Raw genomic sequence first — 26,117 nt, 5'->3', positions numbered from 1 at the left:
AGGTCTTAACATCATGAAACCTCGGTATGACTTAGCGAAGACCAGGCAGTGCCGGTAATAACCAGTCCTGCTGCAGCCTTTGATATTCGCTGGCGGGCAGCAGCAGATACAGCGGTTCTGCCTGCGGACTTAACCATTGCAACAATGCTGTCAGATGTTCAGGCGCTAAAGCGGTACAACCGGCGGTTTTGCGTCCGTCCGGAGATTTCAGATGCATAAAAATACAGCTGCCAGCGCCGGTCTGGCGTGCTTCGCCTGAACTGAAGTTGTGGTCGATAAACAAACCTTGTTTATACACCGCATCTGGTTTTTGGATCAGGTCACGACGCATTGGCTCTGAACTGCCGGCGGTCCACTCGGGCCGGTACTGGCGGATATCCAGCGTTTGGTTGTACAAAGGCGAGGTTGGCACATCGATACAATAATCAAACCGGCTCATTTGCTGATACGGCATCTGGGTGGCAAGTGCTGGCAGGGCGCCAAACGCCGCGCTCAGGCGAAATAAACCCGCCGGTGCTTTGCCATCACCTTCCTGCTTTTGCGGCCCGCTTTGTACCGGATGTAAGCCAAGACCCCATGCAGTGCCGTTTCGCCCCAGGTCAACCTGACTTGTTTGACCGGTGATTTGCCAGGGTTGTCCGGCAACACGGGCAAACTGATATAACTGACCACCAGTGGCGTCCCAGTTGTCACTGATGACGACCACCAACTGCGTTGTGTTGGCAGGGATCACTGATTTTGCCGGTAGCTGTTCAGACGCGGGGCTAATAGACTGACTACATGCGGCAAGAAACAAGGTGCTGCAGGCTAAAGATAAGGAAAAACATGCTACTGGCTGCGGTTGATTTGAGCGGGCATTGAGCATGAGCGTAAAGGGCAAAGTGATTGATTTTAAGAATGATTTCAGCAGTTGTTGTCGTTTTCGCATCACTTCGCCTGTGCTTGTAATTTGATCTTGGGCCAGTATACTTGAATAAATAATTCCTGCCACACTGATAGGTTTAGAATGATTGGAATAACACGCAACCAACATGCAATGTTTGCCGCACTGTCTGACCTGGTGCGTTGCAGTTTGTTCATCATCACCACAGGAGTGATCATGGTGATCCCGACAGCAGCAGCCAGTTCGCACGATATTCCATTCCTGAGCGCCGCGCAATTGGCGCCGGATTATTGGCTGGCGCGCACAGCAGCACCAGACCAAATACTGCGCACGCCCACACAAATAGCCAATACAAACGCGCAGTTGCTGCGCACTTTACCGGATATGCTGGACCTTGCCACGGCGCCAGACAACTACAGCCAACAAGAATTATTGAAGCTCATCAACCAAAATTCGTCGATGCCCAAAGCGGCGCGCTTTTATGCCGATGGCCGCCAGCTAACGCCGGCTGACTTTGCGCGTTATCAACAAGCGATGGCGCTTGAAACCTTGTCTGCCAGCGCTGTTGACCGTGTTGAGGCCAAGTACGCACTGGTCACCAGCCGCGGTATTATCCGTACTTTCCCGACGCTGGATCGGGTGTTTAACGACGGTATGGATACCGATATCGACCGTTTTCAGGAAACGGCGGTGTTTCCGGGCCAACCGTTGCAGGTACTGCATCATAGCCAGGACCGGTTATGGGCTTTTGTCCGGCATTATCACTATAGTGGCTGGCTTCAGGTCAAACATCTGGCGCTGACGGACAAACAGACTGCGCTCAGTTTTGCCAATAACCCGGATTTTTTGCTGGTCACCGGAGCGCGGGCTTATACCAACTTCACCGCTGAACAGCCTGAAGTTTCCGAGGTCACACTGGATATGGGCGTGCGGTTACCGCTGCTGCATGAATTTCCGCCGTTGGTGCATGACCAGAATCCTGCATTCAGTTATGTGGTGCAGCTACCGGTGCGCCGTCAGGACGGCACCTTGCAGCTGCTGCCGGCGCTGGTCGCGCGTAGTCAGGATGTTCGTACTGGCTTTTTGCCGCTGACCCGCGCCAATATTATCCGGCAGTCATTTAAGTTTCTTGGTGAGCGCTACGGCTGGGGCCATGACTACAACGCCCGCGACTGCTCAGGTTTTATCGGTGAAGTGTTTAAGACCTTCGGCGTGTTGTTACCCCGCAATACCAGTAGTCTTGGTAAACAACGTTTTGCTGCGGAAATTCAGCTTGATAATGCCAGCGATGCCGAAAAAACGCAGGCGCTGAATCAAACCAACACCGGTGATTTACTACTGATCCCGGGCCACGTGATGCTGGTGCTTGGACGAACCGATAACCAGCAATTATTTGTTATTCACTCGGTGAATGGGCTGAGTTATTTCCACAGCAATGGCCAGTATTATCAAAGCAAATTAAATGGCGTCAGTATCACGCCGTTGTTGCCGTTGCAGCTCAATCAGCACACCAGCTATCTGCAAGCGATCTATAACATCAAAAGCCTGACGCGGGAGACCTATGCGCATCCGTAACATCGACACCTTTTTGTTAGAAGTGCCGTTAAAAACGCCTTTTGTCACGGCGCTGCGCCGTGTCGACGCCGTGCAGGATCTGGTCGTTCGGATTGAACTGGAAAACGGGCTTTGTGGTTATGGCGAAGCGGCACCGACGTTGGTGATTAGCGGTGACAGCCTGCAATCGATGCAGGCGCTGATCCACACGGTGTTTAAACCGCTGCTGGTTGGGCAATCCATATTGAATTTCCAGTCGCTGCTGCATCATCTGCAGCGGCGCGTGGTCGGCAATAGCAGTGCCAAGGCTGCGGTTGAAATCGCACTTTATGATGTCCGGGCGCAATTATTGGCGATTCCGCTTTGTCAGTTACTCGGCGGCGAAGCGACAAGCCTGACGACGGACATCACGATCAGCATGAACCCGGTCGACGAAATGGTTTCGGACGCCAACAAAGCGGTCGCTGCTGGCTACCAGCATTTGAAAATCAAACTGGGTAGTGAGCCCGACCTTGACGTCGAACGGGTGCTGGCTATCCATCGCGCCGTACCGGGTCATATCAAGCTACGGCTTGATGTCAATCAGGCCTGGACGGCGAAACAAAGTATCCGCGCTTTGCGCCAGATTGAAGCGGCCGGCATTGTGCCAGAACTAGTGGAACAACCGGTGCCGGCGGCTGACCTTGCCGGTTTAAAAGCAGTGAAAGATGCGGTGCTGACGCCGGTGATGGCCGATGAGAGTGCCTATAGCCCGGCCGATGTGGTGACGCTGCTCTCTGAGGATTGCTGTGACATTATCAACATTAAACTGATGAAAACCGGCGGGATCAGCGGTGCGTTACAGATATTGGCACTGGCTGACATCGCCGGTAAACCCTGCATGCTGGGGTCGATGCTCGAATCTTCGATCAGTGTTGCCGCGGCAGCGCATCTGGCTGCAGCCTTTCCACAGACCATCCGCTATCTGGATCTGGATGGGCCGACTTTGTCCAGCTTTGACCCGGTCAGCGGCGGCACGCGTTTTGATGGCCCGACCATCTGGCTCAATAGCAGCGCCGGTTTAGGCATTCAAGCGGTGCAGGGCTTAACGGCCTGGCCTTTGGCAGCGCTGCCAACACAGTTGTCTAATTAGCAGAAAAAATCAGGGGCGGGCAGTGCGCCGGCATTGTCCTGTTGCCTGTGTCTTGGTTTGCGCCTGAATCCGCGCATGGGCCAATGCCAGCTCGCCGAGGCGTTTTAACCACGGCAAACCGACAGTGTCATAGTCGTAGTGGTCGTCATTTAATACGCCATCCTGATTGACGTATAAAGCGGCCGACAAGATAAATTCTGCGCCGCTGCAGTCATCCCGCACATAAGCGCTGTCGAGCAAAAAGCCATAAGCGTCACCAACTTTATTGTGAATATGCACGTGGGGGTCAACCTCGGCATCTTTGGCGGCGCCATACAGCAGAAATTTGACATAAGTCGGCCAATATTCGGCCGGATCATAACGGGGGTCCTGACTTTCTCCCGGCAACTGGGCCATTTGCTGTTGTAAAAACTGTAAGTCAGCCGGTGTCAGCTGCAAGCGCGCGTCAACCGGTATGGTCTCAGGCAACATAATCATCTGAGTCAGCCGGTGCATATGCGACAAGGTCCAGCGGTTTTTTTGACTAAAATCCAACGCTTTGCCCTGTAACAAACCGTCTTTCAGATAGTCGTTGCCGACTGGCGTATAGGGCCTTGCCGGCATTGCCGGAGCATGCCGGGCGGACTGGCGATAAAGCAACTGCCCGCCGGCGTCATAAAAAGTGATTGCATTGGTTGCTCGATTTTCTTCGGCGCTTAATGGCCGTTCCAGTCGGTGTAAAATCTGCGCACCGGTAAAACCCAAAGTGGCCAGCCGCGCGTTGATATAGTGCTGGCCCATCAATTCATATAAACGGTTGTAGGCATCGTTGTCGCTGACCAGCAAAATCTTTTTCACATAATGGCGTACCGTCGGCAAACCGGAGGCTGCGCTGTCATCGCGATTCACCAGCATATCGCCGGGTAGAAGCGGCTCAGTCTGCATCACGGCATCGGCACTGACGCCATAAACCGCAAGCTGCTGCAGATATTCCAGCGCCAGCGCGGCGATCGCCAGTTTCACTGTCGACGCCGGATACAGATACTCATCATCCGCACGGTATTGCTGTTGGCGCAACACAGGCCGGGCGCCACTATCACGCTGGATCTCTGTCAGTAGCAGCTGCAAGCGGAATTTTTCCGGATGATTGGCCAAATCTGGCTGTTGGATAGATAACGCGCTTGTTGCCACCCATGCTGCCAATAACGGACTGTCCAGGTCAGCTGCAACAGGGTTGACAGCTAACGGTGGCGTTGCCGACGGGCTGTTTTGACAGCCTGCCAGCAGCAAGCTGTAGCCCAGTGCAACGGCGAGCCGCCAAGTTTTCCGCGCGATTGTTAATGGCAACATCAAGCCCAACTCCGTAGTGAACAGTGTGAATAGATTATTCTTTCACTGATTTATATCCGGAATATCATTGGTTGACAATGTACTGGTGCAGATTGGTTAGCCGGCCTGGGTGGTTGGCTTACAGCGCAAAATATCGGCATTTTTTAAGTAAAATCCGGCTGGCGGCGCAAATTCCAGTGGCAATGCCAACTTAGTCTGCCATTTCTGTTGCAGGGCACGTGGCTGATTTGACTGTAAAATTTGCTGGTATTTTTGTTGCAGTTGCGCAGTCAGTGCCGGATCTGAGCCCGGTGACAAGCCAAAGTAATTTTCCGAACACAACAAGCGCCATACTGGTATTAATGTCGGTGCGTCCGGATGTTGCGCCTGCAGCACCTGTTCTTCCAAATCTGTCGACAACCATAGCTGCGCCCGGTTTTTCAGCAGCATCTCCATACCTTGCTGGTAACTGCCGACGGTCTCAATATTGATGCCCGCTGCTTTAAACTGTTCGCTGAGCCAACCGGCGCGCAGACCCGCCACTACCAATCGGTGTTTTTTGATATCGTCAAAGCTTTGTACCAGCGGCAGATCAGCGCGTGTGGCATATAAAGCATGGAACCGCCGTGAAACCGGGCCAATGAATGTAAAACCAAGTGCCTGCCGTTGCGGCGTTTTCCCCATTGTAAACAGCAACACATTTTTATGCTGCAGCGCGGTGTCATAAGCGCGTGGCCATGGCATTAACTCAACGGGGGCCGGCAACTGACCATCAAACAGCAGTTGTAATAAGTCGACCGAAATGCCTTTGATTTGCTGATCTTCAATATAATTAAACGGCATTTTTTCTGACGTCAGGATCCGTACCGGCGTTTCAGCCGCCGCTGACACTCCGCAGATCCACAGCAATAAAATTCCGATAGACAGTCGCAATGGGTTCGTCCTCTGACATTATTTTATAGTGAGCATGAAAACAAAAACCGTTGTTGTCAATTAAGTGACAAAACAACAGACAGCGCTGCGCACAATGGGATCAGCAAGACAGGTGGACACCAGCGGCGTTGCACCAATAAGAGCGCGCCTACAACAGGGAGCCAATGCCAATGGGTTGCCACCGCATGCGGCAGGATCAGGCTAACCCAGCTGACCGCGAGTAATGCCACGACCGCACTGTTGACCGCAGCGACCGCGCCTTGTAAAGGCAGGACCCGGCCCAGCTGATACCACCAGGGAAAAATGCCACATAACAACAAAGCGCCCGGTAAAAACAACATCAGCGTGGCCAGTAATGCGCCGCTAATTCCCTGGCCCCCAGCCACACCCAGATAGGCAGCAAAACTAAACAGCGGGCCTGGCAGTAATTGGGCGGTGGCATATCCGGCCAGAAAATCACTGGCCGCTTTGCTGCAGCAGGGGCACGACGACATGGCCACCGCCAAAAACCAAAGCGCCGGCGCGGTAACAAAGGTCGGCGAGCAGCAGCAACGGCTTTTCTGTACCAAATTGGCTTGCCAGCCATGGCAGTAAAATAAGCAGTAGCAAAAAAAGACCCAGCAGCATCAAACTGCGCGAGCGCCGGGCGGTGGTGTTAAGGGTGGGTGCTACAACCACAGGACGTAGCCAGATGGCGCCGATCGCGGCAAAAATTAGCAGAATGGCCAACTGCGCGCTGGCACTTTGCCAGTAAAAAAACACGGGGATGGCCAATAAGGCCAACAGACGCCGCGGCCAGTCGGGCGTCAGGCTGCCAACCATCTGCCAGACGGCATGGGCCACAATTGCGGCTAATCCCCAGAAGGCGCCTTGAAGTGCGGCTGGTGACAACCAGCTTAAGCCGGCAATACCGGCCAGACACATTAAGACAACTGAGGGCAGCGTAAAGCCACAAAAAGCCAGCACAGCACCGGGCAGGCCGGCTCGGTGCAGACCGATGCCCATACCCACCTGGCTACTGGCAGGACCTGGTAAAAACTGACATAACGCGACCAACTGCTGATATTGCACAGCGCTCAGCCAGGCTTTTTCGCCAACAAAACATCGCTCGAAGCGCAATAAATGCGCGGCCGGGCCGCCAAAGGAGCTGCAACCAAGCCGCAAAAACAGCAGAAAAATTTCGGCATAATGCGCCATCAACAATATCCTGCATCAACATCGACGCTGGATATTAGCCAGTCTGTTGACTGGGGCCAAGCATTTTAGCAGCCACACTGTGCCAAAGCAGCTTGGTCCTCTGCGCCGGTGGCCAGCGGAAAACCTTCGTCCTGATAACCTTGCAGGCCACCAACCATCATTTTAACCGGGTAGCCGAGGCGGGCGATTTTCAGGGCGGCCTGATCGGCGCCATTGCAATGAGGTCCGGCGCAATACACCACCAACAACCTTTGTTGCGGTAGGGCTTGCAAGGTCGCCGGACTGATTTGCCGGTGTGGCAAATTAAGCGCGCCGGGGACATGGGACCTGGCGTATGCGGCTTCCCCGCGCACATCCAGCAGCACAAAATCATCAGCACCACTGCTGAGCGCACTGTGCACATCACTGCAATCGGTTTCAAACTGCAGACGCTGACTAAACCAGCTGATCACAGCATCTGCTGGCGCTGCCGGGTACTGACAAACTAACGAAGGGCTTTGCGCTGTGACCGCTAACGGTGCGGATTGGTTATCAGATAAGGTCATTTGAACTACTCCTGTGGGTTGGATGAACTCAGGGCTATTTCAGCAAAGCATGCCTGCAATCAACATTGGCTAAATTGACAAAGAACGCCTGTTTTCAGCCAAACGCTTGCCGAGGTAGGGCATGACCGTCACAATCAGGCTGGTTTCACTGACAGACGGGGAGAATGATGATGCCAGGGCAGTTAACAAAGGAGCAGCCACATCGCGTAGTCATTTGTGCTTATCACGGTCTGTCGATGCTGGAATACGGCGCCGCTGTGGAGATTTTCGTCAGTCACGGCCGGACCAATTCACCGTGGTATCAAAGCCAGATCATCGGCGCTGATGGCCCGGTGCTGCAACTCGGTGATGGTTCGGCGCTGCACCTGTCGGCTGATTTAAATCAGTTGCAGTTGGCTGATACCATAGTCTTGCCGGGCTGGCGCAATATTGAGGAAAAACCGCCACAAGCATTGCTTCTGGCGTTGCAACATGCCGCAGCGCGCGGCGCCCGCTTAGTCAGCTTTTGCTCCGGCGCGGTGATCCTGGCTTATGCCGGGCTGCTCGATGGCAAAACCGCCACCACCCACTGGAAATACGCCAAAGCCTTCCGTCGGCTGTTTCCAAAAGTACAGCTCGATACCGATCCTTTATATGTGCAGGCCGGGCAGATATTTACCTCGGCTGGCAGTGCCGCCTGTATCGATTTGGCGTTGGCGTTGATCGAAGCCGATTTTGGTGTTGCCCAGGCCAATCGCTCAGCCCGGCGGCTGGTAGTACCGTTTAGCCGCCAGGGTGGACAACGGCAATTTATCGAGCTGCCGGTATCGACGGCCAGTAAAACGCTCAGTGCGGTGCTGGACGCGGTACTGGCAGATTTGACTCAGCCTTGGGATATTGATCAACTGGCGCGGCAGGCAGGCATGAGCCGGCGTAGTTTTGACCGGCATTTTCAGCAAAGTGTTGGCCAAAGTGCCAAACAATGGTTGCAGCAGGCGCGGATAGAACAGGCCAAGTTGTTGTTAAGTCGTGGCGAGCGGGTAGAGTCCGTGACCGGGCTTTGTGGCTTTGCCAGCAGCTCGGCGTTTCGCCTGCAGTTTGCCCAGTGGACTGGTGTGTCGCCTAGTCAGTACCGGCAGCAGCAGTTACAGCATGTCAGTTTGATCTCAGCCTGATCCCGGTCTGCTCTCAGCATAAAACGCAGGCGGACCGCACGGGGCTTGCTAGTCTGACAGACAGCTCTTATGATCGCGCCTCTTTGATGCTGCCGCACGCCTTACCGGAAATTTTCATGTCATTTGTTCATCACGAAGCCACATCGCCGTTGTTGTATGCCATCCTGCAACTGGTCCTGCAACAGGATCAACAGCTGGAACGGGCGATGGCGCAAGTGTTTGCTGCCGCCCGCCCGGCGGTTGGTTTGCAAAGTCAGGTGGTATGGCACTGTGGTGCTTTTCTGCGCAAATTAAATGCCTATCAGCAATTGGCCGGCGCTGAAGCCAGCTTAGCGGACACCGTGGCGCTGTATTTTGCAGTGCAGCAAGACGCGGGCGACATCACACAGCGTTGGCAGCAGCTGCCGCCTGCAATGCAGGATGGCTGTCCGGATTGGCTGGACCAGCTTGGTCAGGCTGAGCTTGGCAGTGGCTGGCCAGCAGAACGTGCGGCACTGGCGCAGGCTGCGCCACGTTTTGTCCGCGTCAACAGTTTAAAAACCAACCGAGATGCACTGCAACGCGCCCTGGCACAGGCCGGCATCCAAAGCAAAACTGTCGATGGCGTTGATTCGGCACTGGAGATCACCTCCGATGGTGCTTTGTTTCAGACAGAGCCGTTTAAACTTGGTTGGTTTGAACAACAAGATGCCGGTTCGCAACTCATTGCCGCTGCTTTACCGGTAATGCCAGGTAGTCGCGTGATAGATGCCTGTGCCGGTGCTGGCGGAAAAACATTGGCGCTGGCCGCCCGGATGCAAGCTAAAGGGCGGTTGCTGGCGATGGATGTTGAACAGTGGAAGCTCGATAACCTGCAACAGCGCGCCAACAGAGCCGGTGCGGCGAATATTGAGACTCGCCTGATCAGCAGCAGTAAAACGATTAAACGCCTGGCAGGCAAAGCTGATTTTCTGTTGCTGGATGTGCCATGTAGCGGCAGCGGGGTGCTCAGACGTAATCCTGATGCGAAGTGGCGCTCACCCATGCGTCTGGCAGAGCTTCGGGTATTACAACAGGACATCCTGCAGCGCTACAGTAAAATGCTTTGTGTTGGCGGCGAGCTGGTTTATGCCACCTGTTCTATATTCCCGTCGGAAAACCGCGGCCAAATTGATGCCTTTTTGGCAAGCCGGCCCGATTTTCAGTTGCTGTCTGAGCAACATATCAGCCCGGCAGCGACCGGCTTTGATGGTTTTTATGCCGCACATTTACGCCGGATCAGCGAGCTGAGCTGACCGGCGTTGCCTGGATTGACTCAAGTTGCTTCGGTTCAGGTTTTGCTGGCATCTGCCGCAGGGTTTTCTGCCGGTACTTCATAGGCCTTGCAAGTACTGACCAACGCCTGTAAATGCCCGCCTAAATCTTTGCTGGCGAATTGCTGGGTTTGGCTCACCAATGTTTTCAGCGAAGCGAGCGCCTGTTCCAGCCCTTGCTGGTCGATCAGCGTTTTGGCATATGCTGCCGCATCGGCACCTTGTTCCAGCATTGCCGCCACACTATCAAAACTGAGTTCCTGCGAAAACATCTGCTCTATATCTGCCAGTAGTTGCGCGACTTTGGCGGATTCGACCAGGGCTCCTTCAACGGTAATGAGTTTGCCCATCGGATCTGCCGCCAACCGACTGGCGACGCAAGCCGCTACGGTGCCGGCCTCAGCACTACCGGCCACTGCCGCCAGACCTTGCTCACGGATCTGTTTGACTGCTTCGGCGATTTGCGGATCTTGTTGCAACCATTGTTGCTCTAATGCGGCTTTTGGGTTTTCACTGAGATAACCACAGCTGGTCAGCAAAAATAACAGGCCAGCAGTTAATAGAGGACGAGTAACGGACATTTGCAGCTCCATGGCAAGAAATCAACGGGAAACAGCGGGAAATGCCGCGCTGCGTGTGTTTCTTCAGATGGCGCTGCTAATAGATAATTCAAGGGTTCAGACAAAAATTTGTCGTTGATCCGCCACTCTTGGCCGGATTTACCCAATTTACGCCGCAATGCGTTATTGGTGTACCTGCGTCAGAGCTGTCAACAATCGTTGCCGCAACACAGAGATTTGACTGGCCTGCAGCACAGGGGCGTCGGTTTTGTCGCCATGCAAGGCAAGCTGCAGTTGTACCTGATATTGATTATACAGCTTGTTCAGCACCGGGCTTTCACTGATAGCAAACAACTGCTGCCACAGCGCTTCGATTTGCTGCAGCTGCTGTGCTGAAACACCAGACCGGTCGGCTTGTTGCATCGCCAGACTTAATGTGCGTAATTCGACATCCAGTTTTCTGAGCACCGCTTCAGCACTTTGTGAGTGCGTCACTGAATGCGGTAACGGCTGTGTGGCGGCCCCAGGTACCTGTTGCGGCGCCAGCAGAGCGAGCAGCAATAGCGTGATTTTAACCAACAATAAGCGTTGCATTTGGACCTCCTCAGAAATACCAGCCATAAGACAGGCTGATAAAATCAAGCCCGGGATTTGGCCGCTTAAAGCCGGCGTTTGAATAGTGCAGATAACGTAAGGTCAGACTTTCAGTCGGGCTCATCCAGGCGACTAAACCAAGCCGATCTTCAAACTGATAATGGGTACTGACGTCTTTGCCGGCAAAACGCGTGTCATCCAGTAGCGACACGCCAATGCCAAATTCAAGGTCCCATTGCAGGTCAAACGCTTGTCCGAGCGGATAACGCAACACCGGTGACACCGCCAGCACAGCATTGCTGTCGGAACTATTGGTTGGGCCGTAACGCCAGAAGTTGGCACTGGCTTCAAACAACATGGTCAGGCGTGGGTCCAGGCCGGACAACCAGTCAACATGATGTTGATAGGCAAGCTTTAATCCCTGCACATCGCCTTCACCTTGCAGATAATCTACGGCAATCGCCTGATCCCGGCTCTCGGCCTGTGCCATATTAAACAGACCGGTGCAAAACAAAGTCAGCACTAACGCCTTAAAAATTGCGCGGTTGATACGAAGGTGGAAATTGGCAGTCATTAGTTGTTCCTTACAGTCAGCACCGACTTGGCGCTTTCTCGAATGACTGCTATTATCCGGAACGTTCAGTAACAAAAAGTATCTTATCAGTTGCAGAGAGTATTAAAATGGATCGATTAACCCCATTGCTGGCACATTTTTCACCGCAGGCATCAGTCTATTTTCACGGCACCAGTTGCCAGAAAACACAGTTTTGCCCGCAAAGTGGCCGCGCTTATTTGCACCTGATCGAAGCCGGTAGCGGCAGTGTCGAGGTCAATGAGCGTCGATATGCCATCAACGAACCTTGTTTGTTGTTTATTCCACGCGGCAGCGCGCATCAGTTTGTCGTCGACCACCAGCAATCATTGTTACTGTTTTGCGCGACCTTAGATTGTGGTGAAGTGGCGGGCAATCCTTTATTGGCTGCGTTACCAGACCTCAGTTTGATCCCGCTGTCTGGCTGTTCGTCGCTGCGCAGTACCATTTCATTGATTTGGCAGGAAAATCAGGCCGAATATTGTGGTCGCGAAGCCGCATTACAGCGCCTGACAGAGTATCTGCTGATCCTGTTACTGCGCCATATTATGGCGGTAGAGCCACCACAGTCGGGCTTGTTTGCTGGTCTCGCCGACAAACGACTGGCGGCACTGATCACGGCACTGCATCGTCAGCCGCAACTGGATTGGACTTTGGACAGCATGGCGATGGAAGCCGGTATGTCACGCGCGCGTTTTGCCGAGCATTTCCGTAAAGTGGTTGGCCAGACTCCGGCAGAATATCTACAACACTGGCGACTGACGCTGGCGCGCAAACAACTATTGTCCGGCAATGCACTGAAGCAAATCGCCCCGGCAGTGGGTTACCAGAGTGTGGCTGCATTTCACCGGGTATTTCGCCAGCGTTTTGGCGTATCGCCGAAAGAATGGCTGGAACAACTACAAAGTCCGCTGGCAGAAGCGGCGGCTTAATTGGTTTTGTGTGGTAAGGGGTTTTTGAGAGCGAACCGACGACAGTCGTCGGGTTCTGATATTCGTATTGGTCAAAAACACCAAATTGCAGATACAAAAAAACCAGCAAAATTGCTGGTTCTTGAGTTGGTTGCGGGAGCCGCCGTGGTTTTGAAGAGCGAACCGACGACAGTCGTCGGGTTCTGATATTCGTATTGGTCAAAAACACCAAATTGCAGATACAAAAAAACCAGCTTGATGCTGATTCTTGAGTTGGTTGCGGGAGCCGCCGTGGTTTTGAAGAGCGAACCGACGACAGTCGTCGGGTTCTGATATTCGTATTGGTCAAAAACACCAAATCGCAGATACAAAAAAACCAGCAAAATTGCTGGTTCTTGAGTTGGTTGCGGGAGCCGGATTTGAACCGACGACCTTCGGGTTATGAGCCCGACGAGCTACCAGGCTGCTCCATCCCGCGTCCGAAAATTACATTTGAGCAGTTAATGTAATCTATTGTTTTGCAATGACTTAGTTGGTTGCGGGAGCCGGATTTGAACCGACGACCTTCGGGTTATGAGCCCGACGAGCTACCAGGCTGCTCCATCCCGCGTCCGTCATTGCGGGGCGCATCTTATTGCTTTTAGATATCGATAGCAAGCGACAATTGACAGAAATATGGCAAGGTTGAACTGACTGCTGGTTTTATCAGCATCTTGTGTTTTAAAACGACGATTTACCTGTAGGACAGCGCTGAGCCCCTGGCAAAAACCAAATTCGACGGCAGTCCGCTACCAACTTCTGATATACTTCGCGCAATTTTTTTGGTGTGGATTTTCTTATGTTGCAATTCTGGGCGTTAACCTCTAAAGGCGTTGAAGAAGTACTGGCCAGCGAACTGACCAGCCTCGGCGCCACCGTCAGTAAAGTCAGCCTTGGCGCTGTGCGGTTCGAGGCAACGTTAGAGCAGGGCTATCAGATCTGTTTATGGTCGCGCCTGGCGACCCGGATCATGCGCCAGCTCGAGCAACTCTCTATTAATGAACAGTCTGATGTTTATGCCGTGGCAAACGAACTGGACTGGACCACGCAAATGGATTTACGCCAAAGTCTGGCGGTGGAGTGTGTTGGTAAACATGCCACTATAGATAACAGCCAGTTTGGTGCAATGCGCGTGAAAGACGCCATCGTTGACCAGTTCAGAGCCAAGTTTGGTGAAAGACCGGACGTTAGCCGGATGGAGCCGGATGTCCGCTTCCAGTTGCGGATGGAGCGCCAGCATTTTTATTTCCTGAAAGATTTCTCCGGCCCGTCGCTGCATCAGCGCGGCTACCGTAAAGAGCAAGGCGAAGCGCCGTTAAAAGAACAGCTGGCTGCCGCGATGCTAATCCGCTCAGGCTGGCAGTTCCAGCAACCACTTGTCGACCCGTTTTGCGGTAGCGGTACTTTGTTAATAGAAGCGGTATTAATGGCGCGGCAATTAGCGCCAGGCCTGAAGCGCTTAAAGTTTGCCTTTGAAAATGACAGCGACTTTGACGCGAATTTGTATCAGGAGTTACGTGCTAAAGCGCTAGGCCAACGCCAGGCACTGGCGCCAACCAGCAAATTTATCGGTTTTGACACCGATCCTCGCCAGCTGGACAAAGCGCGGCAAAACGCCGCCCGTGCCGGCGTGGCAGAATTTATCGAATTTAAAGCCGGTGATGCCACCACGTTAGAAGCCGCAGGGACGCAAATCCCGGGCGTGGTAATTTGTAACCCGCCATATGGTGAACGTCTGGGCGATATTCCGTCGCTGATCCCGGTGTACAGCGAATTTTCAGTGCGGCTGAAACAACATTATGCCAACTGGCGTCTGGGCATCATCACCAGCAACAGCGATCTGCTGCGTTCACTGAAACTTTCGAGGCTGAAGTCTTACAAATTTAATAACGGCCCGCTGGATTGTGAATTTACCTTGTTTGACCTGACGGAAAAACAGGTACAAATCACCAGTAAAACCCCGTCGATGTTTTTTGCCGAAAGTGAATCTTTTGCCAACCGGCTGAAAAAGAACGTTAAACAGCTGGAGAAGTGGGCCAAACGTGAACAAATCAGCTGTTACCGGCTCTATGACGCGGATATTCCGGAATATAACGTCGCAGTCGACTGGTATGACGGTGAAGTGGTGATCCACGAATATGCTGCGCCTTCAAACGTCGATGAGCAGATCGCGCAAAAACGGCTGTTTGATATCGTTAATCTGGTGCCGCAGGTACTCCAGGTGCCAACCGACGCCATCGTGCTCAAAGTCCGCGAAAAACAAAAAGGCAAAGAGCAATATCAGGCGCTGGCCAAAGCCGGCCAGTACAAAACCGTCAGCGAATATGGCGCGAAGTTCCTGGTGAACTTGCGTGATTATCTCGATACCGGTTTATTCCTGGACCACCGGCTGACCCGGCGCAGCATCCAGCAGCAAGCCAAAGATAAAGCAGTGTTGAACCTGTTTGCTTATACCGGTTCCGCGTCGGTACATGCGGCAATTGGTGGAGCGCGCAGTGTGACGACCGTTGACATGTCCAACACTTATCTGGACTGGGCGAAACGCAATTTCGCCATCAATGACCTCGCCGGCAAACAGTTTCAGTTTGTCCAGGCGAACGTGTTGGAATGGCTGGCAGACTGTAAAAATCAGTTTGAGTTGATTTTCGTTGACCCACCGACTTTTTCCAATTCAAAACGGATGGAAGACACCTGGGACGTGCAGCGTGACCACGTTAAGCTGCTGACGATGATCAGTAAACTGGTCGCACAGCAGGGCAAAGTGATTTTCTCTAATAACAAACGCAAGTTTAAAATCGCCCGGGAAGAGCTGGAAGCGGCTGGCTGGTTGATTAAAGACATCAGCGCGGCATCGCTGCCGGAAGATTTTAAGCGCAACCCGCAGATCCATGTCTGTTTTGAGCTGACGCGGAGCGTTTGATGCTGACGCTTTACAGCACCTGGGGTTGTCATTTGTGTGAAGAAGCAGAAGCGCTGCTACGCGCGGCTGGGGTTGACTTCAGCCTGGTTGATATTGTTGACGACCCGGCCGCTTTTGCTTTGTACCGCGTCGAGATCCCGGTGCTGACTTCTCAGCGCGCAGGGCAAACCACCGAATTAAAATGGCCGTTTGATGCGGCCGCATTGCAGTTATTTATCACACAGCAAGCGCTGTGAACGGGAAAAATTAAGCGTGGAATTACTCAGATTTCAACAAGCCTGCCTGGCTTTTGGTACTCACCCGGTACTGGACCATGTCGACTTTAGTTTGTTTGCCGGCGAGCGGGTTTGTCTGGTTGGCCGTAACGGCGCCGGTAAATCATCGATGCTCAAAGTACTGACTGGCCAGCAAACGCTGGACGATGGTCAGGTCGTCAAAGAAAACAATGTGATCCTGGCACGGCTCGAACAAGATCCACCAGCCCGCATCGACGTCACCATCGCTGATTTTATCCGCGAAGGCGCTGGCGATCTTGCTGATAAACTGCAGCGCTTTTACCAGATCTCCGCCGAGTTTGACGCCGACGACGAAGCTTTGCTGCGCGAATTTTCCGACTTACAAAGTGAACTGGATGCGCGCGACGGCTGGCAGCTCGAAGCCCGTGTCACACAGCTGTGCGAACAGTTTGTGATGGCACCGGATGCGACACTGGCGAGTTTGTCCGGTGGGTGGCTCAGAAAAGCGGCGCTGGCGCGGGCCTTAGTCGCCAAGCCGAATATTCTGTTGCTGGATGAACCGACCAACCACTTAGACGTTGCCGCCATTCAATGGCTGGAGCAATTTTTACTGCAATTCGCCGGCGCAATTATCTTCGTTTCGCACGACCGCGCATTTATCCGCAACGTCGCGACCCGCATTATTGATTTGGACCGCGGTCAGCTGACGTCACATCCGGGCAATTACGCGGAATATCTCGATCGTAAAGTCAAAATGCTCGAAGTTGAACAGCAGCATAATGCGCTGTTTGACAAGAAACTGGCTGAAGAAGAAGTCTGGATCCGCCAGGGCATTAAAGCACGCCGTACCCGTAACGAAGGTCGTGTCCGTGCCTTAAAAGAGCTGCGCAAAGAACGGGCGTCCCGCGTTGAACAACTCGGTAAAGTCGATTTTGCCATTGAACAGGCGAATAAATCCGGCAAGCTGGTGTTTGAAGGCAAAAAACTGAATTTAGGATTTGGTGGCAAAGCACTGTTGCAGGACTTTAATTTCCTGCTGATGCGCGGTGACCGCGTGGCGCTGGTTGGGCCAAACGGCGTCGGTAAAACCAGTTTAATTAAAGTGTTGCTGGATGAGTATCCGGTTGAAAGCGGTGACATTAAACGCGGTACTAACCTGGAAGTCGCATATTTTGATCAGCACCGGATGGCTCTGGATTTAGATGCAACAGTGCAGGATAACGTGGCAGAAGGTCGGCAGGAAATCGTGCAAAATGGCCAAACCCGCCATGTGCTCAGTTACCTGCAGGATTTCCTGTTTGCACCGGCCCGTTCGCGTACGCCGGTGCGGGCATTGTCCGGTGGTGAGAAAAACCGGTTGTTACTCGCCAAGTTATTTGCCAAACCAAGCAATTTATTGATCCTCGATGAACCAACCAACGACCTTGACGTCGAAACGCTGGAGCTGCTGGAAGATATTCTGCAGCAATATCAGGGCACTGTGATCCTGGTCAGCCACGACCGCGAATTCGTTAATAACACCGTTACCAGCGCGTTGTGGTTCACTGGCACGGGCAGGATTGTTGAGATCGCCGGTGGTTACGATGACGTGCTGGCGTACCAGCAGATGCAACAAAGTAAGACTGAAGTTAAAAAAGCATCGAATGAACAAATAATTACAAAACCAACGGAGCAATCAGCCGCGCAGGCTTCAGCTTCGTCGTCGAAGAAGTTATCATACAAAGAGAAACGCGAACTGGAACTGTTGCCCGCTGAGATTGAAAACCTCGATCAGCAGCTCAGTGCCTTACAGACGCAGGTCAATGATCCGGAATTCTTCCGCCAGAGTGCCGATGTCACCACAGCTCTATTGAACCAAATACAGCAGACTGAGTCGAAGCTGGCGCACGCTTATCAGCGTTGGGAACAATTAGAAGCATTAAACCAGCAGTAGCAGGGGAATTGAATGAAATTTTCGCCGTTGTTTGTCGCCATGTTACCGGCCGTTGTGGCCTTTACGGGGCAGGCAGCCACTTACCAGGTCGTTGAACTTGGGCCGGTTGACGGTTATAAATCAAGTTTTGTCGCTGGCCTGAATAATAACAACCAGATTGTCGGCAATTTAAGTAACAGATTTAACTATCCTATTGATTTAAATTCGATTGATTTAACCAGTACGGCAATTACCGGCAGTTTGACTGCTGCGGAGATTGAAGAGGTTAAAAAGGGCAATATCAACGCAAAAGCGCTGACTGTCCTGACCAATTATCTGCAGATCGCCAGTGGCCTGTATACGACGCAACGTTTTGCCGGTACTTATCCGGTGCGTCTGGATACCAAGCAGCTGGTGCGCGTCCGCGATACTGCTGCGGTGCAAACCAATAACGAGTACCTGCTCGGTATTAACGATCTGAATCAGATGATTGGTTATGCCACTGCACCATTCACTAAACAGTCGTTTACACCTGCAGCGACCAGCACCACGCCAAATCCGGTAGCCCAAATGCTTTGGGTTCCAGCGCCTATGCATATGGCGGGTGTGATTTTCACTGACAAAGGCAAATATACGTTACCACCAGCCTACACCGATTATGGTGGTGGCTACAGCGTCGGCCGCGGTCTGAATAACAATGGCAAGGTCATTGGTTACGGCAGCAGTACCATGACCACAGATGCGCAAACGGCGATCGCAGCATCCTGTGACGGCAAAGCAGAACCAAAAGACTTGTGTTATTACCGTAATGCAGTCTCGAACAGCTATGAAACCCGTGGCATGGTGTGGCAACTGGATGCCAACGGCAAGCCAGGTACACCACAAATTCTTGGCTTTTTGGGTGACAAAAACTCCGGCAAAGCGCACACCCGGACTGAATATCCGACCGTTGCCTATAGCAGCACACCCAATGATGTGAATGATCTGGGACTGGTCGTGGGTGCATCAATGTACTCGGACAGCGATGATATTCGTTTTTATTCATCAGGTTATACTGGCCGCGATGAGGTGTACCACGCTTATCACGCGACTATTTTTGACGGCACTGAACTGAAGTCATTTATTGACACCAAAGAGTGGAACAGCAGCTATGCAACCGGTGTGAACAATAAAAACATCATCACCGGTTATGCAGTGAAAACCATTACCAGCGTCGATCGGAATCGCTTCTTTATTTACGATTACAACACCCAGAAGCTGACATTCCCTGCCGATCTGTTTCCCTCTGCCTCGACGGCGCCGGAAGCGATTAACGATAACAATATCGTGGTCGGGACCACTGAAACTTCTACAGCCGGTACATCGACTCGTCGAAATGTTGGTTTTATCTATGATATTGCTGCCAACAGTTTCAAAGATATCAATACCTTACTGACTTGTAAGTCTGCATACACCATTGTCACCGCAACGGACATCAATGAAAAAAATGTCATTGTTGCCACGGCGGTGAAAGAAGTGGAACGTCGCGACAGTAAAGGCGATGTGATCAAAGACAGTGCAGGCAATGTGCTGAAAGAAGAAATCGCTGTCGCAGTACAGTTAAATCCAATTGCGAACGGTACCATTGATAACTGTGATAGTAGCGCAGAGCAAACCTATGAACGGCAAGGTGCCAGTTTTGGTTTGTTCGGTCTGTTGGCATTACTGCCATTTGTTTGGTTCCGCCGTCGCGGCTGAACTGGCGATCAATTGGAAAAAAGCCCGCATCCGCGGGTTTTTTTTTGTATTCAAAATGCGGTTCAAAAATATTAAAAAATAAATTTAATTTTATTGTCGTCAAATTGCAATAAAGTTCAGTCTGTTAGCGAATGTCAAATAGTATATCCGGTATTTTGATTTGAACCTTTCACCACTCAGGTCTATCTATTAAATGTGCGCCGGATCTGCACCCCAGCAGCCGGTGCTTTCTTCGAAGAACACAATGAGTTGAGGAAGACTGCCGTATGAAAAGACAAAAACGTGATCGTTTAGAACGTGCTCATGCCCAAGGTTATCGTGCTGGTGTTACAGGCCGTTCAAAAGAGCTTTGTCCGTATCAGAATTTAGATGCGCGCTCGCAGTGGTTGGGGGGGTATCGCGATGCGATGGAAGACCGCGGTGGTGGTCTGTTTAGTAAAGGTCAATAATCCAGTCTGTTGTGACTGACGTTTAGAGGAACAAACCCCGCAATTGCGGGGTTTGTCGTTTTAAGCGCTTGCGAGGAAGATGCTTAGAAGCTGGACGTATCCTGAAACAGGCCCACTTTTAATTCTTCTGCCGCATAAATATCCCGACCATCGACACTGACCACACCATCGGCAATGCCCATGAAGAGCTTACGTTTAATAACCCGTTTCATATCGATGGTGTAAGTGACTTTCTTCGCTGTCGGCAGAATTTGGCCGGTGAATTTCACTTCACCAACACCCAGTGCGCGACCTTTACCAGGCCCACCGGCCCAGCCGAGGAAGAAACCAACTAACTGCCACATCGCGTCCAGGCCTAAGCAACCAGGCATCACCGGATCACCCTGGAAATGGCAGGCGAAGAACCATAAATCAGGATGGATATCAAATTCGGCTACAATCTGGCCTTTGCCATATTTGCCGCCTTCCTCAGAAATATGCAGCACCCGGTCAATCATCAGCATGTTGTCTATTGGCAGCTGACTGTTACCAGCACCAAATAATTCACCTTTGCCACACGCGATTAATTCTTCTTTTGTAAAGCTATTCTGAGTCATGTATGTTAGGTCCAAAAAAAATGCCGGATCACTTTAGCGAACAGCTGTACGCTAAACAAGTCCGATTAGTCGCTTTCTGCACATGTGACAGCTTAAATTGCCCATGAGACAGCCAGATGACACCTTGTTCCCGCCACAGATCAAAGAGAAACGTCGCAAATGAGCAAGCCAGAACAGACCCCGCTCAGTAATGCACAGAAACAGCAGCGCTACCGCGAGAAACAACGCCAGTCCGGCAAAAAGGAGCTGCGTGGTTACCTGACACCGGAAGCATTAGCCTGTTATCAGGAAATAGTGGATAAAACCGAATGGAATGACAGCCTGTTACTGAGTAATGCGATCCGGCTGATGTATGCGGCGCATAAACTCGGGCAAGTGGGCTTATTAAACAGCTGGTTAAACGAACATAAACGCTAAACGGCGCAATTTGTGACATCCGCCGCTGTTCTGCCATATAATGCCATCCCTTATTCTGCCATAGGTGTTGTGATGATCCTGTTTGTCCGCGATTTAACTGTCATCGATTTCTCTTACTTGTGTCCGCAGCGTGGTTTGCTTGGCGAAAGTTTTATCGTTGACGTCGAACTGCACGGCGGACTGGATGCTACTTCGATGGTGCTGGATTTTGCCCATGTCAAAAAGCTGATTAAAAAAGCCATCGACAGTCTGGTAGATCACAAGCTGGCGTATCCGGCGCTGAATCCGGCGATCCGCTGCAGTCAAATCGATCAGATTGAGTTGCTGCAAATGGACAGCCAACGCGGGCCAATTCAGATAGCATCACCAGCTGAAGCGCACGTGGCTATTCCAACCCTGCAAATCAATGAGCTCAGCCTGACTGAATTCCTGCAGCAACAAATTAAGCCGTTGTTACCGGCGAATGTTGAACAGCTGAATTTTGTGCTCAGACCGGAAAAATCAAACGGCTTTTATTATCACTACAGCCACGGTCTGAAAAAACACGATGGCAATTGTCAGCGTATTGCCCATGGTCATCGCTCAACCATCGAGATTTATCAGCACAATATGTTAAGCCCGCGGTTGAACAAACTATGGAGTGAGCGCTGGACTGATATCTATCTCGGAACTGCCGAAGATCAGGTCAGTGCCGACAGCTGCCAGTGGGTGCAGCCGCAGCCAGACAGCCATTTTTTCCGTTATCAGGCACCACAAGGCTGGTTTGAGATCGCCTTACCGGTTGCCCACTGCGAGATCGTGCCTTGTGACACCACAGTGGAATGCCTGGCCGAATATATCGCGGGCTGTTTAAAAGCGCTGGAGAATGCGCCATACAAAGTGGTGGCGTACGAAGGCGTAGGCAAAGGCGCCATCGCTTTTGCCTGAATGGAGCCGTCTGCTCGAGAATAAAAAAAGCCCGCAGTCGTCGCGCAATGCAGATCAGTTAAGAGTACTTGACCGATCCTGGCAGTGTAGGAAAATCCGGAACCCGTCATAGGTTCCGGATTTTTTTATGCCGTTAATTCAGGATTTAACCGAAGTCATTGAGATGTCCGGGGAGCCCGTCGCCCGGATGGAAGTATTTGCCAACCATATTCCAGATGAATGGGTCCGTATCGCCGCGGCCTTATCCGACAAGGTCACTATCCGCCGCAGGCGATTGCCCGCTGATATGGTGTTGTGGCTGGTGGTCGGTATGGCTTTTTTCCGCAATGAACCTATCTCAGAAGTCGCCCGTCATCTGAATATCTGTGCTGATGGTCTTGCCAACGATGTGCTCCTGGCTGACAGTGCGCTGTCGCAAGCCCGTCAGCGGCTTGGCGAACAACCGGTTGAATGGTTATTCCGTCAATGTGCGCAAGTCTGGGGTCATGAGCGTTATCCTGCTGATACATGGCATGGTCTGCAGGTATTTGCCGTCGATGGTGCCTTGTTCAGAACGCAGGATAATCCTGAGCTCAGAGGCCATTTTGGTTCGGGTAACACCGCTACCAACCGTCAGACGCCTTATCCGATGTTGCGTCTGGTGGCGCTGATGAATGTGCGCTCGCATGTGGTGGTCAACGCAGCCATCAGTCCTTATCGCAAAGGCGAAATCCCGTTGGCCCGCGATTTCATTCAATCCTTGCCGGCGCACTCCGTGACGTTACTGGATAAAGGTTTCTTCAGTGCGGACTTGCTGCTGGGCATTGCCGATGAAGAAACTAACCGGCACTGGCTTATCCCCGAGCGTAAAGGGCTGGTGTATACCGAAGTCGRRCRYTAYGGCGATGGYGACCGYTTGTTGCAGATGAAAATCTCCCCACAGGCGCGTAAAAAGAACCCGGCATTGCCGGAGTTCTGGCAAGTCAGGGCTGTGACCTATGAAATTGCAGGTGGCGAGAAAACAGTCTTCACCTCATTACCTGCGACAGAGTTCACGGCACACCAGGTGGCGACGCTCTACCATGAGCGCTGGGAAATAGAATTAGGCTTTCGGGATATTAAAAGCTCGATGCAACACAATACCATCACGCTTCGCAGCAAAAAGGTGGCGTTGGTGTATCAGGAATTATGGGGACTCTTGCTGGGATACAATCTGGTCCGAAGAGAAGCCAGTCAGGCAGCAGTCGCGCACAAACGAGCCCCTGATGAAGTCAGCTTTAAGTTTGCCTGTCAGTTTATAGCCAACAAACTGGCGATGATGGCAGGCGCTATCTCACCATCGCACACGGCAAGAAGACTGTCAGAGCTGCGCGGTTGTATCGGCAATCTGTTTATAGAAAAACGCCCCAGGCCAGCAAGGCCCAGGGCGGTGAAGATATCCAAAACCCGTTATCCGGTAAACCGCAATGCGGCTCCACTTAAGTGAAGAGCATTGCGCAGTCGTCGCGGGCTTTTTTTATGCTGACACAGCTCAGCACTGGTCTGACGCGTCCGGTTGTGGCCATGGCATGCCAGGCCAGGCTGTCCGCTGTGACAAGGGTTTTAACACAGCGACTGTGGCGGCGGCCGGCAATAACGTCAGGTCAAGCTGTAACAAGCGTTGTTGGCGGAACAGATGGCATTGCAGTACATCGCCCACATTGGCGCGGTTCAGCAGCTGTTTCAGGGTGTTTTCATTGGCCTTGAGCCCTTGTACCGCAATTAACAGATCACCACAGCTAAAGCCGGCCTGATGTGCCGCAGTCCCGTTACGCACCGCTGTCAGCTTCAAGCCTTCAGGGGTTCCTTCAAACAGAAAGCCCGGCTCGACTGAAGGCAATGGCAGCGACTTGTCGCCGCTGAGGTCCAGTGGATGTTCCGGCTGCCGCCAACTTAGGCTTAAACCCAGGATCTCAGCCGCCCGCGCCAACGGCAATAACGCTGCGGTATTGACCCAGGAATGGACGGTTGTGACCAGCGCGTCAGACTGGCTATATGACGCCAGTAACTCAAAGAAGCGCTGATCATCGCTACCGCTTTCTCGCGCACCATATTGCTGCCAGCAGCGTTGCATCAGGCCATCCAGTGTTAACCCGAGTGCGTGTAATTCTGCATCCAGACAAAACGCCAGCAGCGAGCCCTTGGCATAATAACTGACTATTGCATTGGCGGCATTTTCGTCCTGTCGGTAAAACCGCGTCCAGGCGTTAAAACTGCTGTCCGCCAGACTTTGCCGGGTATTCGCCGGCGCCCGTTCCAGCCGGCTGATGGTTTTAGCCAGGCCTGTCAGATATTGTTCCAGGCTGAGCTTACCGGTGCGCAATAAACTCAAGTCGTCGTAATAAGAAGTGAAGCCTTCATAGAGCCACAGTTGCGTGCTGTATTGTTCGGCCGCCAGCTGATAATCGAGGTAGGGCGTGGGACGTGCCCGTTTGACCCACCAGGTATGGAAATATTCATGACTGCACAGTGCGAGGAAATTCTGATACTCCTCGCTGTATTCCTGCGGCAAGCGGGGATTGGGCAGGTCAAAGCGGTTACACAGCAATAAGGTCGAATTGCGATGTTCGAGACCACCGTAGCCGTTGTCCACCACCCAGGTCAAAAACCAATATTCGGTTAAATCAGCGGGCAGGGCGCCAAAGACCTGCCGTTGAGTCTGGCACAGCGGCAACAGATCTGCGGCAATTCGCTGGCTGTCGGTGGCCACCGCACCACACAGCACCAGATGATGCGGGACACCATCGACTACAAAACTGGCGATATCCAATGCGCCAGCCAGTAAAGGGCTGTCAATCAGCTGCGCATAGCTGCTTGCCAGATAATCACCAAATGCCAGCGCTGCCGTAGGCGCAGTGCGAGGCAGTCCTGTGGCGAGTTGCCAGTGCGTCGGGGCCTGTCCACGCAAGATACTGATTTGATGCGGCTGCAGTTCCAGACCTTGTACCTGCAAACAAGTGGCGGCCGGATTTACTACGGCTATCTCGCTGCTGAGATAATTTGCCCGCACCGAAAGGTCAAAGGCGTATACCCGGTAGCGCACGGTCACCGGCAGCAGACCCGGCGTCAGTGACCAGCTCTGTTTGTCCAGCTGCGTCAGTGTCAGTGGCCCCTCAGTATCTTCGGCGCGAATATCCAGTAAGTGGCGGGCAAAATCCCGGATCATATAAGAACCCGGGATCCAGGCCGGTAGTGCCAATATCACCGGCTGCTGTGCCTGTGGCACAAAATCAATTGCCACATCAATATAATGGCCGGCTAAATCTGCCAGTTCCAGCTGGTAACGGACTTCAGTCATCACATATACTTCCTGCATCCTGTTTTGTCGGATTATAACGCCGACGCCACGCAATAAGGAGTTGAAATGGCACAAGAAACGATTTTCAGTAAAATAATTCGTCGGGAGATCCCGGCAGAAGTGTTGTATCAGGACGACCTGGTTACTGCGTTTCGCGATATCCACCCTCGGGCCCCGACCCATATTCTGATTGTCCCGAATGTATTAATTCCGACCGCGAACGATGTCGAGGCTGAACACGAAGCGGCGCTTGGACGGTTGTTTACTGTTGCGCGCAAACTGGCGGCTGAGGCCGGCATTGCCCAGGACGGCTACCGGCTGATTGTGAACTGCAATGAGCACGGTGGACAGGAAGTGTTTCACATTCATATGCATCTGGTTGGTGGCAAAGCGCTTGGACCTATGTTGGCCCGCTGATCGGGCAGCATCTTTTGCTGGCAATATGCCGTGTATTCACTACAATGCGCGGCCTTTACACATGGGGCAAAAGCACGGAGATCAACAATGATGAATGAAGCGCAAGTGGCGGTCCGGATAGAAAAAGCGGTGACACGCGTTACCAAAACTGTATTTCCTGGCCGCACCAACCATCACAACACCTTATTTGGTGGCGAGGCTCTGGCGTGGATGGACGAAGCTGCATTTATTGCCGCCACCCGTTTTTGCCGCAAACCGCTGGTCACTGTGTGTTCTGACCGGGTGGATTTCAAAGAATCGATCCCGGCCGGCAGCATTATTGAACTGGTCGCGCGGATTGAACACGTTGGCCGCACCAGTATCCGCGTCAATGTCGATATTTTTGTCGAAGATATGTACAGCGATGATCAGCATCGCGCGATCTCCGGCTCCTTTACTTTTGTTGCATTGGGTCCTGATCGCAAGCCAACGCCGGTGCTGAGCTGACCTGCATCTG

The 26,117-nt window shown here is 52.5% G+C and carries 27 protein-coding genes and 2 tRNA genes; 15 read left to right on the top strand and 14 right to left on the bottom strand.

Annotation, left to right across the window (positions count from 1 at the left end):
* Positions 1-31 precede the first annotated feature (31 nt).
* Complete coding sequence (locus tag ATY27_RS14995) at positions 32-733, bottom strand: L,D-transpeptidase family protein (protein WP_208931433.1); 702 nt, start codon at positions 731-733, stop codon at positions 32-34.
* A 366-nt stretch (positions 734-1,099) separates the two neighbouring features.
* Here ATY27_RS14995 and ATY27_RS14990 point away from each other — a divergent pair, with 366 nt between their 5' ends.
* Both ATY27_RS14990 and ATY27_RS14985 read left to right on the top strand, forming a co-directional pair.
* Complete coding sequence (locus tag ATY27_RS14990) at positions 1,100-2,458, top strand: SH3 domain-containing protein (protein WP_208931432.1); 1,359 nt, start codon at positions 1,100-1,102, stop codon at positions 2,456-2,458.
* Entirely contained in the window at positions 2,445-3,569 is a 1,125-nt protein-coding gene (locus ATY27_RS14985) for a dipeptide epimerase (RefSeq protein WP_208931431.1), read from the top strand. The genes ATY27_RS14990 and ATY27_RS14985 overlap by 14 nt, the downstream gene beginning before the upstream one ends.
* Positions 3,570-3,578: 9 nt before the next feature.
* Here ATY27_RS14985 and ATY27_RS14980 read toward each other — a convergent pair whose 3' ends face one another.
* The 5 genes from ATY27_RS14980 to ATY27_RS14960 form a co-directional block, all read right to left on the bottom strand.
* The gene (locus ATY27_RS14980) at positions 3,579-4,898 is read right to left on the bottom strand and encodes a serine hydrolase (protein WP_208931430.1); all 1,320 of its coding nucleotides are present in this window, start codon (positions 4,896-4,898) and stop codon (positions 3,579-3,581) included.
* A 96-nt stretch (positions 4,899-4,994) separates the two neighbouring features.
* A complete protein-coding gene (locus ATY27_RS14975) occupies positions 4,995-5,810 on the bottom strand; it encodes a transporter substrate-binding domain-containing protein (RefSeq protein ID WP_208931429.1) in 816 nt (271 codons plus the stop codon).
* Positions 5,811-5,866: 56 nt separating this feature from the next.
* The gene (locus ATY27_RS14970) at positions 5,867-6,304 is read right to left on the bottom strand and encodes a chromate transporter (protein WP_208931428.1); all 438 of its coding nucleotides are present in this window, start codon (positions 6,302-6,304) and stop codon (positions 5,867-5,869) included.
* Positions 6,267-7,007: a chromate transporter gene (locus ATY27_RS14965; protein WP_208931427.1), complete on the bottom strand. Its 741-nt coding sequence runs from the start codon at positions 7,005-7,007 to the stop codon at positions 6,267-6,269. Before ATY27_RS14965 ends, ATY27_RS14970 begins: the two co-directional genes overlap by 38 nt.
* Before the next feature lie 65 nt (positions 7,008-7,072).
* Positions 7,073-7,552: a rhodanese-like domain-containing protein gene (locus ATY27_RS14960; protein WP_208931426.1), complete on the bottom strand. Its 480-nt coding sequence runs from the start codon at positions 7,550-7,552 to the stop codon at positions 7,073-7,075.
* A 164-nt stretch (positions 7,553-7,716) separates the two neighbouring features.
* Between ATY27_RS14960 and ATY27_RS14955 the strand changes: the two genes are divergently transcribed.
* Positions 7,717-8,706: a helix-turn-helix domain-containing protein gene (locus ATY27_RS14955; RefSeq protein WP_208931425.1), complete on the top strand. Its 990-nt coding sequence runs from the start codon at positions 7,717-7,719 to the stop codon at positions 8,704-8,706.
* A gap of 116 nt (positions 8,707-8,822) precedes the next feature.
* Complete coding sequence (locus ATY27_RS14950) at positions 8,823-9,980, top strand: RsmB/NOP family class I SAM-dependent RNA methyltransferase (protein ID WP_208931424.1); 1,158 nt, start codon at positions 8,823-8,825, stop codon at positions 9,978-9,980.
* A 35-nt stretch (positions 9,981-10,015) separates the two neighbouring features.
* Here ATY27_RS14950 and ATY27_RS14945 read toward each other — a convergent pair whose 3' ends face one another.
* The 3 genes from ATY27_RS14945 to ATY27_RS14935 all read right to left on the bottom strand — a co-directional run bounded on the left by ATY27_RS14945 (position 10,016) and on the right by ATY27_RS14935 (position 11,726).
* Positions 10,016-10,579, bottom strand: coding sequence for a hypothetical protein (locus tag ATY27_RS14945; RefSeq protein WP_208931423.1), 564 nt, complete (start codon positions 10,577-10,579; stop codon positions 10,016-10,018).
* Positions 10,580-10,741: 162 nt separating this feature from the next.
* Entirely contained in the window at positions 10,742-11,152 is a 411-nt protein-coding gene (locus ATY27_RS14940; RefSeq protein WP_208931422.1) for a hypothetical protein, read from the bottom strand.
* Between the two features lie 10 nt (positions 11,153-11,162).
* Positions 11,163-11,726, bottom strand: a complete 564-nt coding sequence (locus ATY27_RS14935) for an acyloxyacyl hydrolase (protein WP_208931421.1) — start codon at positions 11,724-11,726, stop codon at positions 11,163-11,165.
* A gap of 107 nt (positions 11,727-11,833) precedes the next feature.
* Between ATY27_RS14935 and ATY27_RS14930 the strand changes: the two genes are divergently transcribed.
* Positions 11,834-12,676, top strand: a complete 843-nt coding sequence (locus ATY27_RS14930; RefSeq protein ID WP_208931420.1) for an AraC family transcriptional regulator — start codon at positions 11,834-11,836, stop codon at positions 12,674-12,676.
* 71 nt (positions 12,677-12,747) lie between these two features.
* Here ATY27_RS14930 and ATY27_RS14925 read toward each other — a convergent pair whose 3' ends face one another.
* The 3 genes from ATY27_RS14925 to ATY27_RS14915 all read right to left on the bottom strand — a co-directional run bounded on the left by ATY27_RS14925 (position 12,748) and on the right by ATY27_RS14915 (position 13,265).
* Entirely contained in the window at positions 12,748-13,038 is a 291-nt protein-coding gene (locus ATY27_RS14925; protein WP_208931419.1) for a hypothetical protein, read from the bottom strand.
* An 18-nt stretch (positions 13,039-13,056) separates the two neighbouring features.
* Positions 13,057-13,133, bottom strand: a tRNA-Met gene (locus ATY27_RS14920).
* 55 nt (positions 13,134-13,188) lie between these two features.
* Positions 13,189-13,265, bottom strand: a tRNA-Met gene (locus ATY27_RS14915).
* 228 nt (positions 13,266-13,493) lie between these two features.
* Between ATY27_RS14915 and rlmKL the strand changes: the two genes are divergently transcribed.
* The 5 genes from rlmKL (at position 13,494) to rmf (ending at position 19,948) form a co-directional block, all read left to right on the top strand.
* On the top strand, positions 13,494-15,614 hold the full coding sequence (rlmKL, locus tag ATY27_RS14910; RefSeq protein ID WP_208931418.1) for a bifunctional 23S rRNA (guanine(2069)-N(7))-methyltransferase RlmK/23S rRNA (guanine(2445)-N(2))-methyltransferase RlmL: 2,121 nt from the start codon (positions 13,494-13,496) through the stop codon (positions 15,612-15,614).
* On the top strand, positions 15,614-15,850 hold the full coding sequence (locus ATY27_RS14905) for a glutaredoxin family protein (protein WP_208931417.1): 237 nt from the start codon (positions 15,614-15,616) through the stop codon (positions 15,848-15,850). The genes rlmKL and ATY27_RS14905 overlap by 1 nt, the downstream gene beginning before the upstream one ends.
* Positions 15,851-15,866: 16 nt before the next feature.
* A complete protein-coding gene (locus ATY27_RS14900) occupies positions 15,867-17,783 on the top strand; it encodes an ATP-binding cassette domain-containing protein (RefSeq protein WP_208931416.1) in 1,917 nt (638 codons plus the stop codon).
* 12 nt (positions 17,784-17,795) lie between these two features.
* On the top strand, positions 17,796-19,499 hold the full coding sequence (locus ATY27_RS14895) for a DUF3466 family protein (RefSeq protein WP_208931415.1): 1,704 nt from the start codon (positions 17,796-17,798) through the stop codon (positions 19,497-19,499).
* A gap of 266 nt (positions 19,500-19,765) precedes the next feature.
* The gene (rmf, locus tag ATY27_RS14890) at positions 19,766-19,948 is read left to right on the top strand and encodes a ribosome modulation factor (protein ID WP_208931414.1); all 183 of its coding nucleotides are present in this window, start codon (positions 19,766-19,768) and stop codon (positions 19,946-19,948) included.
* An 83-nt stretch (positions 19,949-20,031) separates the two neighbouring features.
* Here the strand turns inward: rmf and fabA are convergent, their stop codons facing one another.
* Positions 20,032-20,544, bottom strand: a complete 513-nt coding sequence (fabA, locus tag ATY27_RS14885; RefSeq protein ID WP_208931413.1) for a 3-hydroxyacyl-[acyl-carrier-protein] dehydratase FabA — start codon at positions 20,542-20,544, stop codon at positions 20,032-20,034.
* 159 nt (positions 20,545-20,703) lie between these two features.
* On the opposite strand from fabA, the gene ATY27_RS14880 reads away from it, so the two are divergent.
* The 3 genes from ATY27_RS14880 to ATY27_RS14870 all read left to right on the top strand — a co-directional run bounded on the left by ATY27_RS14880 (position 20,704) and on the right by ATY27_RS14870 (position 23,353).
* On the top strand, positions 20,704-20,961 hold the full coding sequence (locus ATY27_RS14880) for a hypothetical protein (RefSeq protein WP_208931412.1): 258 nt from the start codon (positions 20,704-20,706) through the stop codon (positions 20,959-20,961).
* A 12-nt stretch (positions 20,962-20,973) separates the two neighbouring features.
* Positions 20,974-21,888 (top strand): 6-carboxytetrahydropterin synthase, encoded by a 915-nt coding sequence (locus ATY27_RS14875; protein WP_244151322.1) that lies wholly within the window; start codon positions 20,974-20,976, stop codon positions 21,886-21,888.
* Between the two features lie 127 nt (positions 21,889-22,015).
* Entirely contained in the window at positions 22,016-23,353 is a 1,338-nt protein-coding gene (locus ATY27_RS14870) for an IS4 family transposase (RefSeq protein WP_208931411.1), read from the top strand.
* A gap of 45 nt (positions 23,354-23,398) precedes the next feature.
* On the opposite strand, the gene ATY27_RS14865 is transcribed toward ATY27_RS14870, so the two are convergent.
* Positions 23,399-25,204 carry a M61 family metallopeptidase gene (locus ATY27_RS14865; protein ID WP_208931410.1) on the bottom strand — a complete coding sequence of 602 codons (1,806 nt, stop codon included), beginning with the start codon at positions 25,202-25,204 and terminating at the stop codon, positions 23,399-23,401.
* 66 nt (positions 25,205-25,270) lie between these two features.
* Here ATY27_RS14865 and hinT point away from each other — a divergent pair, with 66 nt between their 5' ends.
* Entirely contained in the window at positions 25,271-25,621 is a 351-nt protein-coding gene (gene hinT, locus ATY27_RS14860; protein ID WP_208931409.1) for a purine nucleoside phosphoramidase, read from the top strand.
* 87 nt (positions 25,622-25,708) lie between these two features.
* Positions 25,709-26,107, top strand: coding sequence for an acyl-CoA thioesterase (locus ATY27_RS14855; protein WP_208931408.1), 399 nt, complete (start codon positions 25,709-25,711; stop codon positions 26,105-26,107).
* Positions 26,108-26,117: the final 10 nt, after the last annotated feature.

Source organism: Rheinheimera sp. F8 (assembly GCF_001518915.1).
This window is presented reverse-complemented; position numbering and strand designations above follow the sequence as displayed.

Excerpts from the sequence above, each read along its gene's own strand:
- ATY27_RS14990 (WP_208931432.1), top strand. The coding sequence starts at position 1,100 with ATGGTGATCCCGACAGCAGCAGCCAGTTCGCACGATATTCCATTCCTG.
- ATY27_RS14985 (WP_208931431.1), top strand. The coding sequence starts at position 2,445 with ATGCGCATCCGTAACATCGACACCTTTTTGTTAGAAGTGCCGTTAAAA.
- ATY27_RS14980 (WP_208931430.1), bottom strand. The coding sequence starts at position 4,898 with ATGTTGCCATTAACAATCGCGCGGAAAACTTGGCGGCTCGCCGTTGCA.
- ATY27_RS14970 (WP_208931428.1), bottom strand. The coding sequence starts at position 6,304 with ATGTCGTCGTGCCCCTGCTGCAGCAAAGCGGCCAGTGATTTTCTGGCC.
- ATY27_RS14965 (WP_208931427.1), bottom strand. The coding sequence starts at position 7,007 with ATGGCGCATTATGCCGAAATTTTTCTGCTGTTTTTGCGGCTTGGTTGC.
- ATY27_RS14960 (WP_208931426.1), bottom strand. The coding sequence starts at position 7,552 with ATGACCTTATCTGATAACCAATCCGCACCGTTAGCGGTCACAGCGCAA.
- ATY27_RS14955 (WP_208931425.1), top strand. The coding sequence starts at position 7,717 with ATGATGATGCCAGGGCAGTTAACAAAGGAGCAGCCACATCGCGTAGTC.
- ATY27_RS14950 (WP_208931424.1), top strand. The coding sequence starts at position 8,823 with ATGTCATTTGTTCATCACGAAGCCACATCGCCGTTGTTGTATGCCATC.
- ATY27_RS14945 (WP_208931423.1), bottom strand. The coding sequence starts at position 10,579 with ATGTCCGTTACTCGTCCTCTATTAACTGCTGGCCTGTTATTTTTGCTG.
- ATY27_RS14940 (WP_208931422.1), bottom strand. The coding sequence starts at position 11,152 with ATGCAACGCTTATTGTTGGTTAAAATCACGCTATTGCTGCTCGCTCTG.
- ATY27_RS14935 (WP_208931421.1), bottom strand. The coding sequence starts at position 11,726 with ATGACTGCCAATTTCCACCTTCGTATCAACCGCGCAATTTTTAAGGCG.
- ATY27_RS14930 (WP_208931420.1), top strand. The coding sequence starts at position 11,834 with ATGGATCGATTAACCCCATTGCTGGCACATTTTTCACCGCAGGCATCA.
- rlmKL (WP_208931418.1), top strand. The coding sequence starts at position 13,494 with ATGTTGCAATTCTGGGCGTTAACCTCTAAAGGCGTTGAAGAAGTACTG.
- ATY27_RS14905 (WP_208931417.1), top strand. The coding sequence starts at position 15,614 with ATGCTGACGCTTTACAGCACCTGGGGTTGTCATTTGTGTGAAGAAGCA.
- ATY27_RS14895 (WP_208931415.1), top strand. The coding sequence starts at position 17,796 with ATGAAATTTTCGCCGTTGTTTGTCGCCATGTTACCGGCCGTTGTGGCC.
- rmf (WP_208931414.1), top strand. The coding sequence starts at position 19,766 with ATGAAAAGACAAAAACGTGATCGTTTAGAACGTGCTCATGCCCAAGGT.
- fabA (WP_208931413.1), bottom strand. The coding sequence starts at position 20,544 with ATGACTCAGAATAGCTTTACAAAAGAAGAATTAATCGCGTGTGGCAAA.
- ATY27_RS14880 (WP_208931412.1), top strand. The coding sequence starts at position 20,704 with ATGAGCAAGCCAGAACAGACCCCGCTCAGTAATGCACAGAAACAGCAG.
- ATY27_RS14865 (WP_208931410.1), bottom strand. The coding sequence starts at position 25,204 with ATGACTGAAGTCCGTTACCAGCTGGAACTGGCAGATTTAGCCGGCCAT.
- hinT (WP_208931409.1), top strand. The coding sequence starts at position 25,271 with ATGGCACAAGAAACGATTTTCAGTAAAATAATTCGTCGGGAGATCCCG.
- ATY27_RS14855 (WP_208931408.1), top strand. The coding sequence starts at position 25,709 with ATGATGAATGAAGCGCAAGTGGCGGTCCGGATAGAAAAAGCGGTGACA.